Origin of the sequence: Psychroflexus aurantiacus, from assembly GCF_010820555.1 — a bacterium.
In the GTDB taxonomy this organism is placed as follows: Bacteria; Bacteroidota; Bacteroidia; order Flavobacteriales; family Flavobacteriaceae; genus Psychroflexus; species Psychroflexus aurantiacus.
On the sequence record NZ_JAAIKD010000002.1, the window covers coordinates 542674 to 559939 of the forward strand.

General features: G+C 39.0%; 17 protein-coding genes. 11 read left to right on the forward strand and 6 right to left on the reverse strand.

The annotated features are described in order from the left end of the window. Positions 1-2: 2 nt before the first annotated feature. The gene (locus G3567_RS05230) at positions 3-1097 is read right to left on the reverse strand and encodes a BT_3928 family protein (protein WP_164004261.1); all 1095 of its coding nucleotides are present in this window, start codon (positions 1095-1097) and stop codon (positions 3-5) included. Positions 1098-1131: 34 nt separating this feature from the next. Then, entirely contained in the window at positions 1132-1674 is a 543-nt protein-coding gene (locus G3567_RS05235) for a DUF1599 domain-containing protein (protein ID WP_164004262.1), read from the reverse strand. 203 nt (positions 1675-1877) lie between these two features. On the opposite strand from G3567_RS05235, the gene lon reads away from it, so the two are divergent. Further along, positions 1878-4325: an endopeptidase La gene (lon, locus tag G3567_RS05240; RefSeq protein ID WP_164004263.1), complete on the forward strand. Its 2448-nt coding sequence runs from the start codon at positions 1878-1880 to the stop codon at positions 4323-4325. A gap of 139 nt (positions 4326-4464) precedes the next feature. After that, positions 4465-5487 (forward strand): type IX secretion system protein PorQ, encoded by a 1023-nt coding sequence (gene porQ, locus G3567_RS05245; protein ID WP_164004264.1) that lies wholly within the window; start codon positions 4465-4467, stop codon positions 5485-5487. Here porQ and G3567_RS05250 read toward each other — a convergent pair whose 3' ends face one another. After that, positions 5488-6429, reverse strand: coding sequence for an arginase family protein (locus G3567_RS05250; RefSeq protein WP_164004265.1), 942 nt, complete (start codon positions 6427-6429; stop codon positions 5488-5490). It abuts the gene before it with no gap. A gap of 110 nt (positions 6430-6539) precedes the next feature. Here G3567_RS05250 and G3567_RS05255 point away from each other — a divergent pair, with 110 nt between their 5' ends. From G3567_RS05255 to ribB, 9 genes are all read left to right on the forward strand, one after another. Continuing rightward, the gene (locus G3567_RS05255; RefSeq protein WP_164004266.1) at positions 6540-7691 is read left to right on the forward strand and encodes a trans-sulfuration enzyme family protein; all 1152 of its coding nucleotides are present in this window, start codon (positions 6540-6542) and stop codon (positions 7689-7691) included. 116 nt (positions 7692-7807) lie between these two features. Beyond that, positions 7808-8446: a peroxiredoxin gene (locus G3567_RS05260; protein WP_164004267.1), complete on the forward strand. Its 639-nt coding sequence runs from the start codon at positions 7808-7810 to the stop codon at positions 8444-8446. Positions 8447-8482: 36 nt separating this feature from the next. Next, positions 8483-8797 (forward strand): thioredoxin family protein, encoded by a 315-nt coding sequence (locus G3567_RS05265; RefSeq protein WP_164004268.1) that lies wholly within the window; start codon positions 8483-8485, stop codon positions 8795-8797. Continuing rightward, complete coding sequence (locus tag G3567_RS05270) at positions 8778-9026, forward strand: DUF6952 family protein (RefSeq protein ID WP_164004269.1); 249 nt, start codon at positions 8778-8780, stop codon at positions 9024-9026. Before G3567_RS05265 ends, G3567_RS05270 begins: the two co-directional genes overlap by 20 nt. A gap of 92 nt (positions 9027-9118) precedes the next feature. Further along, positions 9119-9493, forward strand: a complete 375-nt coding sequence (locus G3567_RS05275) for a diacylglycerol kinase family protein (RefSeq protein WP_164004270.1) — start codon at positions 9119-9121, stop codon at positions 9491-9493. Between the two features lie 50 nt (positions 9494-9543). Further along, entirely contained in the window at positions 9544-11925 is a 2382-nt protein-coding gene (locus G3567_RS05280; protein ID WP_164004271.1) for a DNA translocase FtsK, read from the forward strand. Between the two features lie 9 nt (positions 11926-11934). Then, positions 11935-12588 carry a LolA family protein gene (locus G3567_RS05285; RefSeq protein ID WP_164004272.1) on the forward strand — a complete coding sequence of 218 codons (654 nt, stop codon included), beginning with the start codon at positions 11935-11937 and terminating at the stop codon, positions 12586-12588. Positions 12589-12598: 10 nt separating this feature from the next. After that, positions 12599-14155 (forward strand): LptF/LptG family permease, encoded by a 1557-nt coding sequence (locus G3567_RS05290; protein WP_164004273.1) that lies wholly within the window; start codon positions 12599-12601, stop codon positions 14153-14155. Next, positions 14148-15281: a 3,4-dihydroxy-2-butanone-4-phosphate synthase gene (gene ribB / locus G3567_RS05295; protein WP_164004274.1), complete on the forward strand. Its 1134-nt coding sequence runs from the start codon at positions 14148-14150 to the stop codon at positions 15279-15281. The genes G3567_RS05290 and ribB overlap by 8 nt, the downstream gene beginning before the upstream one ends. A gap of 72 nt (positions 15282-15353) precedes the next feature. Here ribB and G3567_RS05300 read toward each other — a convergent pair whose 3' ends face one another. The 3 genes from G3567_RS05300 to G3567_RS05310 form a co-directional block, all read right to left on the reverse strand. Next, complete coding sequence (locus G3567_RS05300) at positions 15354-16220, reverse strand: sigma-70 family RNA polymerase sigma factor (protein WP_093368251.1); 867 nt, start codon at positions 16218-16220, stop codon at positions 15354-15356. A 116-nt stretch (positions 16221-16336) separates the two neighbouring features. Then, on the reverse strand, positions 16337-16765 hold the full coding sequence (locus G3567_RS05305) for a hypothetical protein (RefSeq protein ID WP_235923479.1): 429 nt from the start codon (positions 16763-16765) through the stop codon (positions 16337-16339). After that, complete coding sequence (locus G3567_RS05310; protein ID WP_164004275.1) at positions 16765-17151, reverse strand: alkyl hydroperoxide reductase; 387 nt, start codon at positions 17149-17151, stop codon at positions 16765-16767. The genes G3567_RS05305 and G3567_RS05310 overlap by 1 nt, the downstream gene beginning before the upstream one ends. Between the last annotated feature and the right edge of the window lie 115 nt (positions 17152-17266).

The following is a 17266-nucleotide window of genomic DNA, read 5'->3' on the forward strand; positions in this document are numbered from 1 at the left end:
CATTAGTTTTGAAATTCATCCGAGTCATTCCAGTGGAGTTTATTGGTTATGGTTCCCTGGTTAAGAAAAACCAGACCAGGATTTGCTCTAATTATAGTTTTAATCGCTGTTTCATCTGCAAAATAGAATTCAAAATCAAGATTGAATGCTTCTTTAAAATCAGTGATGGCTTCTTCTCCTGAAGCTGTGAGTCCAATAATTCTAAAGTTTTCTTCAGCAGCTTCATCCAGTGCCGACTTGATTTCAGTCCAGCCTTCAGTTTCAGTTTTGGAAAGGTTATAAGCGACGACGATAAGCAACTTATCCTCCTGCATCAATTCATCGGTATAGTTTTCGCCGTTTTTTATCAGAGAAAAATCATGAATAGGCGGGGTGAAGCCTTCTTGTATGAGTTGTGTATCGACTCCTATAAATTCACCTGCCACGTCTGGATAACTGCCATTGGTAATATAGGTTTGTTTCTCACCGTCGACTTCAAAAGTCCACGCATATTCGTAGACCGCTTTTTGGGCATCTTCAGGAAAGCTCATAGCTTGAGGAATATGGGTTCCGATTTTATAAGCTCTAAAGTCGATGGCAGGTAAGTGCATCAGAACGTAGTTTGCGAAATATAAACAGGCGATTCCGGTCGCAAACATGATCCATTTTAAAGAGGTTTTTGCAAAAATAGGTTTGAGATAGGTTTCATTGAAGAAGATGATCAAAATCAAAATAAGCAGTATCACATCTTTTCCAAAGGATTGCCATGGCGTTAGGGGGATGGCATCTCCAAAGCAGCCGCAATCGGTAACTTTGTTGAAATAAGCAGAATAAAAGGTCAGGAAGGTGAAAAACAGAATCATCAGGAGTAAACTCCATCTGGTGAATTTTGGAGCATAGCCTAGGAGTAAACTCACGCCTAAAAGCAGCTCATAAATCACGATGAAAATAGCCAGAACCAGGGCGTAGGGGACCAGAAATTCAAGGTTAAGAACGCCTTCTCCAAAGTATTCCTCAAGTTTGTAAGAAAACCCAATAGGATCATTCAGTTTGACAAAACCACTGAAGATGAATAAGACACTGACAAAAATTCTTGAAAAGCCGACGATATGTTTCATGTGTTTATTTTTAATGCCTTTGACCAGCTGGGTTTCATTCTGATGAGAAATTTAAATGAATGAGCGCAAACACCGCATAGTTAATGATGTCCAGATAACCTGCTTCAATACCTTCGCTTACGAGGGTCTGACCTGCATTATCTTCAATTTGTTTGATGCGCAGCAGTTTTTGTAAAATGAGATCGGTAAGCGAACTCACTCTCATTTTTCGCCACACTTCCCCATAATCGTGGTTTTTATCGATCATCAGGGCTTTAGCTTTTTCGACTTGAAGGTTGTATTGTATAACCGCTTCATCTGCACTCAGATCAGCCTTTTCAGAAATACCCAGCTCAATTTGAATCAGCGCCATGATGGAATAATTGATGATCCCGATAAATTCAGAATCTTCATTTTCCTCTACTTTCTGGGTATCATTTTCCTGCAGGCTTCTAATCCTGCTGGCTTTGATGAATATTTGATCAGTAAGGGAGGTAAGCCTTAAAATTCTCCAGGCTGTCCCATAGTCTTTGGTTTTCTTAACAAAAAGAGTTCGTGTGTCCTTAATGATCAGATCGAATTGTTCGTTTGTGTTCATAGCTTAACAAAAGGGTAAATTTCGACTAATTATCATAGAATACAAAAACAAAAGACAGAATAGTAGTAATTTAGCGTGGCATAGGAATTGAACCTATTCACATTGAATCTTGATTCCAATTGAAAATCAAGGTTTTTCAAAGAATTTAACGCAAAAAGAGAAGCTGAGTCAGTATTAACTGACATTTTGACAAAAAAATAATTATGGCAAAATCCGGACTATTTAATCTAGATAATTTATCAACAGAAAACATAGATGAAGATGCAGAGTTAATCCCTCTCATGACCTCTGAAGATGAAGAAGAAATTAATCGTGAAGTCTTACCAGAAGACTTACCCATTCTTCCCTTAAAGAATACCGTCCTTTTTCCTGGAGTTGTTATTCCAATAACTGCCGGCAGAGATAAGTCTATCAAATTGATTAACGATGCCAACAATGGCAATAAAATCATTGGTGTTGTTGCTCAAAGAAATGATGAAGACGAACATCCTAGCTTTCAGGATATTCATAAAGTAGGTGTTGTGGCAAGAATTCTCAGGGTTTTAAAAATGCCTGATGGGAATACTACCGTCATTATCCAGGGAAAAAAGCGATTTAAAATCACAGAACCTGTAACAGATCAGCCTTATTTAAGATGTAAGATTGAAGAATTTGAAGAGTTGAAACCTGTTCCGGATGACGAAGAATTCAATACCATTATTGATTCTGTTAAGGACTTATCGCTTCGTATCATCAAGGACAGCCCAAATATTCCTTCTGAAGCTTCTTTTGCAATCAAAAATATTGAGAGTTCTTCATTTCTAATCAATTTTGTGTCCTCCAATATGAATGTAGATGTGGGAGACAAGCAAAAACTTTTGGAAACCAGCGATCTCAAGGAAAGAGCGCTTTCTACTTTAAAGTATATGAATGTGGAGTTTCAAAAGCTGGAGCTCAAAAACGACATTCAGTCCAAAGTTCAAAGTGACATGAGCCAGCAGCAGCGCGAGTATTTTCTTCATCAGCAGATGAAAACCATACAGGAAGAACTGGGTGGGGTTTCTTCGGAAGGTGAAATTGAAGACATGCGCGAGCGGGCTAAGTCCAAAACCTGGAAAGAGTCTGTAAATTCTCATTTTAAAAAGGAATTGGCCAAACTTCAAAAAATGAACCCTCAGGTCGCTGAATATTCCATTCAGCGTAATTATCTGGATTTGTTTTTAGATCTGCCCTGGGATAAGACCAGTGAAGATCTTTTTGACTTAAAGAGAGCTCAAAAAATACTCGATCGAGATCATTATGGTCTGGAAGATGTCAAAAGAAGAATAGTGGAGTACCTGGCTGTACTTAAATTGAGGAAAGACATGAAATCGCCTATACTTTGTCTATATGGACCTCCCGGCGTAGGTAAAACCTCTTTGGGCAAATCCATAGCTGAAGCTTTGGGAAGAAAATATGCCAGGATTTCTCTTGGCGGCTTACGCGATGAAGCTGAAATACGCGGACACCGTAAAACCTATATCGGAGCCATGCCGGGTAGAATTATTCAAAGCCTGAAAAAAGTGGGCACCAATAACCCTGTTTTTGTTTTGGATGAGATCGATAAACTGGGCAATAGCCATCAGGGCGACCCCTCTTCGGCTTTGCTTGAAGTACTGGATCCCGAACAAAACGACGATTTCCACGATAACTTCCTAGAAGTCGGTTATGACTTGTCCAAAGTCATGTTTGTTGCGACTTCCAATGATTTGTCTTCTATTCATCCTGCGCTTAAGGACAGGATGGAGATCATCCGTGTGAATGGGTATACGGTTGAAGAGAAGATTGAAATTGCGAAGCGACACTTACTTCCCAAGCAGATCCAAGAGCATGGTATCCAAAAAGAAGACATCAAGCTTGGTAAGCAACAACTGGAAAAGATTATTGACGGATATACCAGAGAATCCGGGGTGCGTAATCTCGAGAAGAAAATCGCTAAAGTGGTCAGAAACATAGCCAAAAGTATCGCTATGGAAGAAGACTACGAGCCTAAGGTGAGCAGTGAACAATTGGAGAAAATTTTGGGGCCTTACAGACCTAAAAATACGTATGAAAACAACGAAGTTGCTGGCGTAGTCACAGGTTTAGCCTGGACAAGTGTTGGGGGTGAGATTTTATTTATCGAGTCTATTTTATCCAAAGGAAAAGGGAATCTTAGCATTACAGGAAACCTGGGGAAAGTCATGAAGGAGTCGGCTACCATCGCGATGGAATACATCAAGTCCAACGCCGATAAATTTGATCTGAACCCAGATATTTTTACAGATTACAATGTGCATATTCACGTTCCTGAAGGCGCAACCCCCAAAGATGGTCCCAGTGCAGGAATCACCATGTTAACTTCTTTGGTATCCCTTTTCACCCAGCGTAAAGTGAAAAAGAATCTGGCCATGACCGGAGAAATTACACTAAGAGGTAAAGTCTTACCGGTAGGAGGAATCAAAGAAAAAATCCTGGCGGCTAAGCGTGCTAAAATCAAAGAGCTTATACTTTGTGAAGAGAACAGAAAAGATATCGAAGAAATAAAAGAAGAATACCTGAAAGGCCTTACTATAAATTATGTCAGTGATATGTATGAAGTTTTGGATTTGGCGCTTTTAAAACAAAAGGTAAAAGATGCTAAGGTTCTTTAATCCTTAAGTATTTGGAAATATATTTAAACCAGATGAGCAATTCATCTGGTTTTTTATTAATAACCTGACTTCGATTATACTCACAAAGTCAAAATAAATTACATTGCGATTCGTTTTATACAGGGCATTACCGACTTTCATGAAACTTAAGTTATTTTTTTTGGTCATACTTTTGGGCATGACCTGGCCTTCGTTAGCCCAGGTTGGGGGTCAGAATACGTATCAGTTTTTAAACCTGCCTGTTTCTCCAAAAATTTCTGCTCTTGGGGGAAAAAACATCACGTCCTACTCATCCGATCCTGCCAATGCTCTGGCCAATCCGGCTTTGATTAATTTTGAAATGCACAATCAAATGTCTGCCAATTACATGAATTATTTTGCAGATGTCAATTATGGTACGGCTTCTTATGCTTATGAGCTTGGCAGGAGGACACAGGTCATACAAGCCGGGGTCACCTTTATAGATTATGGCCGTTTTGATGGTTACGACGAGTCGGGAAATTCTACCTTTGGCTTTGGAGGACAGGAAGCTGCATTATCTGTAGGTTATGCAAGACGCATAGGAAAAACAGACTTCTATGTGGGTGCCAATCTTAAATTAATATCTTCCAAGCTAGAACAGTACACCTCTTTTGCCGGTGCTTTAGACCTGGGTGTCAGCTACATTTATCCCGAATGGGATCTGATTGTTTCGGGTGTTGTGAGAAACGCCGGGACACAGTTTAAAGCTTTTGATGAAGTAAGAGAACCTCTGCCTTTCGAAGTTTTGATTGGAATTTCTCAGACTTTAAAAAATGCCCCTATCCGCTGGCATATCACCCTTGAAAACCTTCAGGAATGGGATATAGCCTTTAGAAACACAGCCAGAGATGTAGAGGATTTAAGTGGAAACGTAACTGCAGATGATCCTGGATTCATCAACAACACCCTGCGACATGCTATTTTGGGGGCCGAGCTATTTCCCGATGGGGTGTTCAGTATTCAGGTTGGTTATAATTTCAGAAGGGGAGAGGAGCTCAGAATTCAGGATCAACGCGCCTTTTCAGGTCTTACAGGAGGTTTGAGCGTTCGATTTAACAACTTCAGATTTAGTTATTCGTATGCTCAATTCAACAGGGCAGCAAGCTCCAGCTTTTTTGGACTAACGATTAACCTGCAGTAATTAATTCTCTTTTCTGATAAAGTCAGAGATGAAATAACTCAGGATAAACCCGGTGTTCTCTTTCAAATAGACTTCAAAGCCACACATATGGAAAAATTTTGCCTGCTCTTTTCTAATCACTTTCAGGAAGGTCCTGATGTCTCTCACGCTAAATCCAGATGATGAGTCACAGTTGGTAGACATGCCCTGAATGGATTGTAAATCCAGTTTGAATCCGAGATGTCCATTCAAAAAATCGACGGCATTTTTAAATTTGACGCACTTATCCAGTGTGGTCAGGTGTAAACAATCTTCATAAAATTGAAAAGACAGTTTTTTAGAAGTAGTTGAAACGTCCAGTTCTGCCTGCGTGGTCGTATTTTTATGAAGACCAAACCCACTGTACTTGTCAAAAAATTCGCCTGAGTTTTCAAGTTCAAAAGTGACGTGTGTTGAAAGGTCTAAAAGGTTGAGCGGGGACTGTTCTGTAGAATTCGATGCTTTCAGGAGATTGAGGGTATCGCCGGAATCACCCCCTATGACTATGGGAATTTTACCCAGATTACAAATGGCCTGAGTGATGCTATGCGTGGTCTCTTTCACGATCTGCTCATAGCGCTCTTTCTTTTCTGAAACTGTTTTCAGTTGATTGATCTCATGAGAAATAAGTTCTACATCCAGTTCACCTAAAACCACCAGGTTTTCTGCCCGGTTAAAGTCATTGTGCTGAATATTCAATAAACTTTGCAAGACTGCCTGAAACATTTTAAAATCACCAGGTTTAAATTCATCTGCTGAATTTGAAAGCGTGGGTATTCCAAACAATACATATTCAGCATCTGTTGTTTCGAGTTCACTGAGGTTTGTAAGGCTGACCACTTTTTCTCCAAAGGGCTGACCTTTTGACTCAGAATCAATGTATTTTAAAAGACCTGGAGTATCACTGAATTTGAAATAGTTCATAAGGGCTTTGCTTATAGCTTCTGAAATTAGATAAAAATTCCTTTATCTAAAAATTTTAAAGTCAAAATCTACCAGTTGTTTCTAAAGAATTAAATTTGGAAAAAAAGAAAATGAAAAAAGGACTTAATACAATATGTGTTCACAGCGGAGAAGTAGAAGATAAAGTGTATAAAGGAGCAGTGTCTCCGATGTATTTATCTACAGCCTATGCGTATGACGGTTTAGAGACCTCTATTTACCCAAGATATTTCAATAGTCCAAATCAGCACATGTTAGCCGAAAAGGTAGCTGAGTTGGAGCATGCAGAATCCGCATTGATTTTTGGCAGTGGAATGGCTGCAATTACTACTGCTATGCTGAGTATCCTGAAGTCTGGTGATCATGTGATTCTTCAAAATCAAATTTATGGAGGGACACGAAATTTCATAATAGAAGAATGTGAGCAGTATGGAATCCACTATGATTTTGTAGATGTAAATAATCTGGAGAAATTAAAGTCCGCTTTAAAGCCTGAAACCAAACTGATTTATATTGAAACACCCTCCAATCCCTTATTAGAAATAACGGATATGGCAGGGGTTACTAAATTTGCCAAAACACATAATGTGCTTACGATGGCAGACAATACCTTCGCCAGTCCTATCAACCAAACACCTATTGATTTTGGAGTCGATATCGTCATTCATAGTGCAACCAAGTACCTCGGCGGACATAGCGACATCACAGCAGGGGCAGTAGCCTCTTCCAAAGCAATCATGAAAAAGGTATTTTCCAAGGCTAAAAACTTTGGAGGCAGCCTGGCAGACCAGACTGTATGGTTATTAGAACGCAGTATGAAAACCTTGAATTTGCGTGTTACTCAGCAAACTATAAATGCACAGGACATGGCCGAATATCTGGAGAATTCCGACTATGTGGATCGCGTGTATTACCCCGGCTTAAAATCACATCCGCAGCATGAACTTGCCAAAGCGCAGATGCATGGTTTTGGAGGAATGCTGTCATTCGATTTGAATGATAAATGCGATGTAAAAAAGTTTTTTGACGGGCTTAAACTCATCAAAAATGTATTGAGTCTGGGCGGCGTGGAGAGCACGGTTTTGTCACCTGAAAAAACTTCACATTCGCTTCTCACGCCCGAAGAGCGTAAAGCTCAGGGCATAAAGTCAAATCTCGTCAGATTTTCTGTGGGGATTGAAGATACAAAGGACCTTAAGAGAGATTTGCAAATGGCTTTTGCTTCGAGTTTGAACACGAAATAAAAAGATTATAAGCAGAACTTATTACAGTATAAGAAGAGATGTTAATTTTTATAGGTTAACAGGCTTTCTGTAATGTATTTTTGCGTGTAAATCAATAATTAGCTAAACAAATACATATGACACTAGTAGGTAAAAAATTCCCGAATTTGAAAGTAAATGCCATGGATGAAATGGGAGACACGTTTCAAATTAATATTTTAGAAAAAGCTCAAAAAGAAAATAAGAAAATTGTTTTATTCTGGTATCCAAAAGACTTCACCTATGTATGTCCTACTGAACTACATGCTTTTCAAGAAGCTTTACCAGAATTTGAAAAAAGAAATACTATTGTTATAGGGGCTTCCTGTGATACTGCTGAAGTTCATTTTGCATGGTTAAACACCTCTAAAGACAACGGAGGAATTGAAGGGGTTTCTTACCCGATCCTGGCAGATTCTAACAGAAACTTGAGCAACAGATTAGGCATCCTCGATGTCACCAATGAACGGTATGACGACGAAGAAGGACACCTTACTGTAGATGGAGATAATGTAACATACAGAGCTACTTATCTGATAGATGAAGAAGGCACAGTATTCCAGGAAAGCATTAACCACATGCCATTGGGAAGAAATGTGAATGAGTTCATTAGAATGATTGATGCCTACACGCACGTTCAAAAACATGGTGAGGTTTGTCCGGCAAACTGGGAAGAAGGTAAAGACAGCATGAAAGCAGACCGTGAAGGTGTGGCTTCTTACTTATCCAGCAACTAGTTGTCTGAATTACAGAATCCATAAAAATTTAAAATTATGTTTAAAGAATTAGATCAAGATAATTTAGCGGAATCAGTTAAGGAAAATGATGTTGTAGTCGTTCAATACTCAGCTTCCTGGTGTGGAAACTGCAGACTGATGAAGCCAAAATTTAAAAAGTTAGCAGGAGAGAATGAAGATATTCCATTCATCATGGTAGATGCAGAGAAATATCCTGAATCTAGAAAATTGGCGAATGTCGATAACCTTCCTACTTTTGCAACATTTGTAAACGGAGAATTTAAGAATCAGGTTCAAACCAACAAGTTTGAATCTCTAAAAGAATTAGTCAATGAAGTTACCGATAATTAAGCATTTTCAAAAAAACAACGATGTTCAAAAACTTGAACATAGCATTGAAGTTTTGGAATCTTTTACCGAGCACAGATCTGTAAAAGAAGAAGAAATGGATGTTGTTGGAGAGCTTATTACAAACATAGCCGGAGCTATTGAAATGGACAAGTTGGTGAAAGAAGGCATGTCTGAAAAAGACGCCGCCAACACCTTTGCCCAGCGGGTTTTAGGTTCAATCGACAGATAAAATGCATTCCATATTTTTAAAAGGAAACTGTTAACTCAGTTTCCTTTTTTTTTGCATAAATAAATGATAAATTTAAATTAAAAATCAGGACTATGTTTAAGCTGAAAACCATTAAGGGACGCCTCAGATCTTTTGTGTTTGCCTGGAAAGGCTTATCCCATTTGTGCTTAAAAGAAGATAGTTTTAAATTTCAGGTGCTGTTTTCCGTCCTTTTTGTAATGGCGGGCTTTTATTTTAAAATAACGCCTTCAGAATGGTTTGCACAACTCGGTATGATGGCTCTGGTGTTGAGTTTAGAGGGGATCAATTCTGCTATAGAAGAACTGGCAAACTATAATCAGCCTGAACATGACCTGGCCATAGGTAAAATTAAGGATATTTCTGCAGGCGCCGTATTGGTCGCCGGCATCTTTGCATTCATCATCGGTATAATTATTTATATTCCCTACATCCTTGCTTTAATTTGATTAGTTAAAGCGGTTAATATTTGTATTTTTGTTTCCTACTTACAATCTCTATGGCCAAAACAAAACGGAGTAAAACAACTGGACCAAAGCAACCCCGGAAAAGCTTTAGTTTTAAAACCTCTAAGCGTACCAAAATTATATTTGGTAGTTTCCTTATACTTTTTTCTGTAGGTCTTTTTATTTCCTTTATTTCTTACTTTTTCAACTGGCAGGCCGATCAATCCATGCTGGGAAATGTTTTGGAACGGGGAGAAACCGCCAGAAACTGGCTTAGTAAATTTGGAGCTTATATCAGTCATTTGTTGATTTATAAGGGCTTTGGAGTTTCCATCATTAGTCTGCCAGCCATGTTATTTGTTACCGGCATATATTTATTCCTGAATTTAAAACTGTTTAAGATCCGATCGCTTTGGTTTTGGGGTGCCTATCTCATTCTGTGGTTCTCTTTGTGCTTTGGTTTTTTTGCCAGTTCAAATCCCATCTTAGGGGGTGTGGTAGGCTATGAAGTCAATGATTTTCTTCAGGATTATATAGGTAAATTAGGCGTTATTCTTGTTTTGATATTTATGCTGATCATCTATTTGGTCACCAGATTAAACTGGACTCCGGATGCCTTATCAAAATCCTTCTCTAAACAGAATGAAAACGTAAAAGAAGAGGTTTCTGAAGTGAAATTTGAAGGCCATACCGCTACGGAAGAGAGCGAAGCTAAAGTTACGCCTTCCGAATCCCCTTCCAGCCAGGATGAAGATGTAGAGATTGAGCACAGCTTCAGTGAAAAATCACCGGAAACACCAGCCGAAAAAGAGAAAATTGTCATCAGGTCTGAAGATGAGGACGATGTTGAAATGGAGGTAGAGACTGCCCAGGATGAAGAAGAATCCGATCTGCTCAGTAAAAAATTAGTTGAGGATTTCGGTGAATTCGATCCAACCCTGGAATTGGCTAATTACCAGTTTCCAAGTATAGAATTACTTAAAGACTACAATTCCGGACGTGGTATTACCATAGACCAGAAGGAACTGGAACAGAATAAAAATAAAATTGTAGATACACTCAAGAACTATAAAATTGAGATTGCTCAAATCAAAGCGACGGTTGGACCCACGGTCACGCTCTACGAAATCGTACCGGAAGCGGGAATCCGAATTTCAAAAATTAAAAACCTGGAAGACGATATCGCCTTATCGCTGTCAGCGCTGGGCATCAGAATCATTGCTCCAATTCCAGGGAAAGGAACGATAGGGATAGAGGTTCCTAACCAAAATCCGTCTGTGGTTCCAATGCGGTCTGTTGTAGCCTCCAATAAATTTCAAAATGCAGAGATGGAACTTCCCATTGCCATGGGGAAAACCATTTCTAACGAAACCTATACTGTGGATCTTGCCAAAATGCCTCACCTGCTTATGGCAGGGGCAACAGGGCAGGGAAAATCTGTCGGTCTTAACGTCATACTGACTTCGCTTTTGTATCAAAAGCACCCTGCTGAAGTCAAGTTCGTTTTAGTGGATCCCAAAAAGGTAGAACTGACTTTGTTCAATAAAATTGAAAGACATTACCTGGCGAAGCTTCCCGATACCGAAGAAGCTATTATTACAGATAATACCAAAGTGATTAATACCTTGAATTCGCTTTGCATCGAAATGGATAATCGTTACGATTTATTGAAAGATGCCATGGTTCGTAATATCAAGGAATACAATACGAAATTTAAGGCTCGAAAATTGAATCCTGAAAACGGTCATAAGTTTTTGCCCTATATCATTCTGGTGGTTGATGAATTTGCCGACCTTATCATGACCGCAGGCAAAGAGGTGGAAACCCCTATAGCCAGACTGGCTCAACTGGCACGAGCCATTGGTATTCACCTGATTATCGCTACGCAGCGTCCCTCTGTAAATGTCATTACGGGGATGATTAAAGCTAACTTCCCGGCCAGAATGGCTTTTCGAGTGACATCCAAAATCGATTCGAGAACCATACTGGATGCCGGTGGAGCAGACCAGTTAATAGGTCGGGGAGATATGTTGTTTACCCAGGGTAATGATTTAATACGCTTGCAATGTGCTTTTGTGGATACTCCGGAAGTTGAAAAAATCACAGACTTTATCGGTTCCCAAAAAGCCTATGCCGACGCTCATCTTTTACCCGAGTATTCTGGGGAGGAATCTGGCATAGGTGTTGATAATGATATCGAAGACAGAGACAAACTCTTTAAAGATGCTGCAGAAGTGATCATTACTGCTCAGCAGGGTTCCGCTTCGCTTTTACAGCGAAAATTAAAACTTGGCTATAACCGTGCTGGTCGAATCATAGATCAGCTTGAAGCCGCAGGAATAGTTGGCCCTTTCGAGGGCAGTAAAGCCAGACAGGTGCTTGTTCCAGATCTTCTAGCTCTTGAAGAATTACTTAAAAAAGAACAAAATTCATAATCCAATATCATGAAAATAACATACATACTAAGCTTGATTTTTTTGACCCTGCCCCTTACTAATATTGCGTTTGCTCAAAATGATAATGAGGCGAAAGCCTTGGTAAAAGAGGTGCTGGATAAAGTGGAGTCCTACGATAACTTCGTGATTGATTTCATCTACTCACTCAAGAACACCGAGCAAAATATGAGCCAGGAAACCCGCGGTGACGTCAGTATCAAAGGCGAAAAATATGTTTTGAACCTTTTGGGAACCACTCAGATTTTTGACGGTGAAAAAATATACACCATCGTTCCGGAGGATGATGAGGTGACCATTTCAGATTACGATGAAACCAATGACGACCAAATCACACCTTCCAAAATGCTGACATTTTACAAAGACGGTTACCGCTTTAAAATGGATTTGTTACAAGATGTTAAAGGAAGAAAAATCCAATATGTGGAGTTAATTCCGATGGATTCAAACAATGAAATGAAGAAAATATTACTCGGTATTGATAAGCAAACTAAGCATATCTATAATCTGATTCAAATTCAGCCAGACGACACGAAGATTGAGTTTAGAGTGACAAAATTTAAAACAAATGAACCTTTATCGGCTAAGCATTTTGAATTTGACAGATCTAAATATGCAGATTACTACATCAACGAATTAGATTAAATTTCAGGTATTGAAAATTTTAGATCGCTATATTCTCACCTCATTTATAAAAACCTTTCTTTCTGTTTTTATAATTTTGATGTTTATATTCATTCTCCAGTCGGTCTGGAGATTTATTGAAGAATTTGCCGGAAAAGATATCGATCTGGAAATCATTTCCAAGTTTTTGTTTTTTCTTCTTCCCAACCTGATTCCCATGGTTTTGCCATTGACCATTTTACTGGCTTCAATCATGACCTTTGGCAGCTTTGCAGAACAATACGAATTTGCAGCCATGAAATCTGCGGGCATCTCGTTGCAAAGAGCAATGCGAAGTTTAATTGTTTTTATTTTACTGCTTGCCGTTGTTACGTTTTACTTTGCCAATACTGTCATTCCACATGCCGAAGGCAAGGTGCTCAATATGCGAAAAAATATTGCTCAGGTAAAACCTTCTATGGCTATTGTTGAAGGTGCTTTCAATGAACTGGGAAATATCAATATCAAAGTCAGTGAAAAAAGCGGTCCGAATGGTGAAAACCTGGAGGACGTCATTATTCATAAAAAGTCTGAAAACAGGATAGGTAACTATACCGTGATCAAAGCAGATCGAGGTGTTTTGGAATCCGGATTGAATTCCAATGTGCTGTCTCTTGTGTTGTTTGATGGCAATTATTACGATGAAATTCGTACGAAAACCTACCAGCAGAGCTTAAAGGCTCCCTTTGTAAAGTCTGCATTTGACAGGTATGTCTTAAATATTGACCTTTCCAATTTTAATGATGTTGACCTCGAAGATGAAAGTTTAAAGCACCCTTATAAAATGTTGAATGTAAACGAACTTAAAATTCAATTAGATTCGTTTTCCATAGATTATAAGAGAAGTCAGCAGAATTATGACAGGTTAGTCAAACAACGAAGTGGTGTATTAAGAGCTTTAAACGTAAATAAACCTGCAAAAGAGATAAAAAAGCCTAGAAATATCAATCAAGGGCAAGGAAGAGCTAAGGATTCAACATTCATTGCTAAAAAAGAGCAAGACAGTACCTACGATGTGTATGCCAATTTATCACTGGACAGCTTATTCTGGGAATATGATTACAGGCAACGTACACAACTTTTCAATGTGGCTAAAAACTCAGTCAATAGCATTATTCCACAGATAAGTTCAAAAAAAAGCAGATTGAAAAAGAAAGAAATGCTGTTAAACAAGATAGAAATGTCTATGCATAATAAGTATGCTTTACCATTTGCCTGTGTCATTTTGTTTTTTGTAGGTGCACCTTTGGGTGCTATCATAAGGAAAGGTGGTTTGGGTCTGCCTATGGTCGTAGCCATACTGGTTTTTTTAACCTATCATTTTATAGGCTTATTTGCTGGTAACAGTGCGGAAGGAGGAAGTATCCCTGCGTTTTTGGGATCCTGGTTGTCAACCATTATTCTTTTTCCATTAAGTGTTTACCTCACATACAGAGCGACGACAGATCAAGGATTTGTAAATTTAGATGTTATAACCGTACCCATTGAGAAGATTATAGACAAGATTAAAACGAAGGTTTTTAATATTAGAACTAAAAAAAATGACTGAAGGAAAAATTAAGCTAGACGCTATACAGGAAGCCATAGATGATGTGAGAGCAGGCAAGATCATCATAGTGGTAGATGATGAAGACAGGGAGAATGAAGGAGATTTTCTGGCAGCCGCAGAAAAAGTGACTCCTGAAATGATCAATTTCATGGCTAAATATGGACGAGGTCTTATTTGTTCCCCGCTTACCGAAAGTCGGTGTAAGGATTTAAATCTTACATCCATGGTTGGTAACAATACCGACCCTTTGGAAACGGCCTTCACTGTTTCTGTAGATCTAAGAGGGCATGGTGTCACTACAGGTATTTCTGCCTCCGACAGAGCCAAGACGATCAAAGCACTTTGTGATGAAAGCATTAAGCCTTATGACCTCAATAGGCCAGGACATATCTTCCCTTTAATCGCTAAAGAGGGAGGCGTTTTACGGCGTACGGGACATACAGAAGCTTCTATAGATTTTGCAAGATTGGCAGGTTTAAAACCGGCCGGTGTCATTTGTGAAATCATGAATGAGGACGGGAGTATGGCCAGACTGCCTCAGCTGGTGGACGTAGCCAGAAAACACGATCTCAAACTGGTTTCTATTGAAGACCTTGTGGCGTATAGAATGCAGCACGATTCACTTATTGAGAAATCTGAGGATTTTGAATGCAATACAAGATTTGGTCAGTACAGATTGAGAGCTTATCATCAAACGACCAACGATCAGGTCCATTTAGCTCTAACCAAAGGCACGTGGAAAACCGATGAACCGGTTTTGGTTCGTATGAACTCCACCCTTGTCAATAACGATATTCTGGGTACATTGACTTCCAATGCAGATCAAAAACTTGATAATATGTTTAAGCAGCTCAATGCTGAAGGCAAAGGGGCTATTGTCTTTATTAACCAGGATGTTCAGGGATTGAACCTGATTTCCAGACTGAAAGAACTGAAAAAGAATCAAAACGAAGGTGTAGCCAAGGCACCGGGAGTCGTCATGGATGAAAAGGACTTTGGTATTGGAGCTCAGATATTACATGACCTGGGCGTGCATAAAATTAAACTGATGTCCAATTCTCAGCAAAAGAAAAGGGTGGGGATGATAGGCTATGGTTTGGAAATCATCGATTACGTTACTTATTAACACTTAGGATTGAGATCAAAAAAAAAAACCATCCGCCTTAGGTGGATGGTTTTTTAGTTTGAGGACAAACTCTTAACCTAAATATTTTTTAAGCATTTTGTTTTTGGACTGATGCTTTAAGCGTCTAATCCCTTTTTCTCTTATTTGTCTGACGCGTTCTCTGCTCAAATCAAAGGTATCCCCGATTTCCTGAAGCGTCATGGCAGGCTGATTTCCAATACCATAATTAAGGCGAATCACATCAGCTTCACGCTGAGACAAAGTTTCAAGCGCTCTGTTGATTTCGATACTCAAAGAGTCTCTCATCAATTGATCATCTGGCGTAGGAGAATCTCCGGAACTCAGGACATCGTAAAGGTTAGAATCATTTTCTCCCTCTTTAAACGGCGCATCCATCGAAAGATGGCGCCCGGAATTCTTGAGAGCTACCTTAACCTGAGATTCACTCATATCCAGTTCCTTGGCAATTTCAATGGCCGAAGGTGGACGCTCGTTAACCTGCTCAAGATGCGAAAAGGTTTTATTTATTTTATTGATGACTCCAATCTTATTCAGCGGAAGTCTTACCACACGGGATTGTTCTGCGAGAGCTTGTAAAATAGACTGTCTGATCCACCAGACAGCATAGGATATAAATTTGAAACCCCGGGTTTCATCGAAACGCTTGGCTGCTTTCACCAGACCAACATTTCCTTCATTTATTAAATCTGGAAGTTTTAGACCCTGATTTTGATATTGCTTTGCAACTGAGACGACAAACCTTAAGTTAGCATTGGTTAACTTTTCCAAAGCTGCCTGATCACCTTCTCTGATTCGCTGAGCTAACTCTACTTCTTCCTCAGCGGTTATTAAGTCAACTTTACTTATATCCTGGAGATACTTGTCTAAGGACTTAGATTCACGATTGGTGACTTGTTTGGTAATTTTAAGCTGTCTCATATATAATTTTTATAGTATAGTTAATAACTGAAATCTTGCTATAATACAACTTTAAACTAAGAAAGTCAAGTATATTAGTTTTATATGTCTGTCAGACTCAGTATTTTATTATATAATTAAGAAGTCAAAAGGAATAATCCGTAAAGGAAGATAAAAGACCATTGTAAAGTCCTTATCCAGTTAAGTGAAGCCAATTGGTCAGCTGAGATTTTCAGGTCTCGATTGCCTTCTATTTTTTGATGCAGGGGAACAAAATAAAGAAAGGTACTCGCCCAGGTGGAAAGCACGAGTAGGGCATAGATCAGATTTAAGAGTGAAAATTCAAAAACGGATAAATAGATGGCAATTCCCATCTGAATAAACATCAAAGGCGCTACCACAAAAGTAATTCTGGGTGTGTAATATTTATGCCACTTCAAAAGATCGGAGTCTCCGTAAAATAAAAATCCGGGATAAATAATAAGCTGAACCATCCAGATAAGAACGACAAGACCAAAATCTATAACCATTCTGATGGAATGTATGTACTCTAAAATTGAAGTCATTAGGCTGTGAGTTTCCAGTTATAATCCTGATGTACTTTTTTCAAGATAAGAAAAAAAGGAATCCACCATATAAAATCATTCGTGATCAAGGTATAGAAGAATTCAAATGGAACTTTTCCCTCTGCATAATTGAAGACGAAACCCAGCGGGCCGAAAATCTTTCCCAGAAAGCCAACAGCCACGATTGGCCAGTGTCTTAACGGGTCATACGAGGCCCACCAGTATCCCAGTCCAAAAACGCCAATAACCATTCCCATTCCTTGCCAGATCATAGGCTGGGAGGGAAGCTCCATCCCGACAAGATTGAAGAAATGATTTGGAAAAATAACTACCCAGGTTCCCCAGAGGATATTATAAACGGCGGCTAATTGTAATGTTAATTTCATAGCTGCAAATCTACTTCGTCTTCTATGAAACAAGTTTAAATATTATTTAAATACTTTAAACAAAAAAGCGTTCAACGATTAGGTTGAACGCTAATGGAATTATGAACTCTGCTAA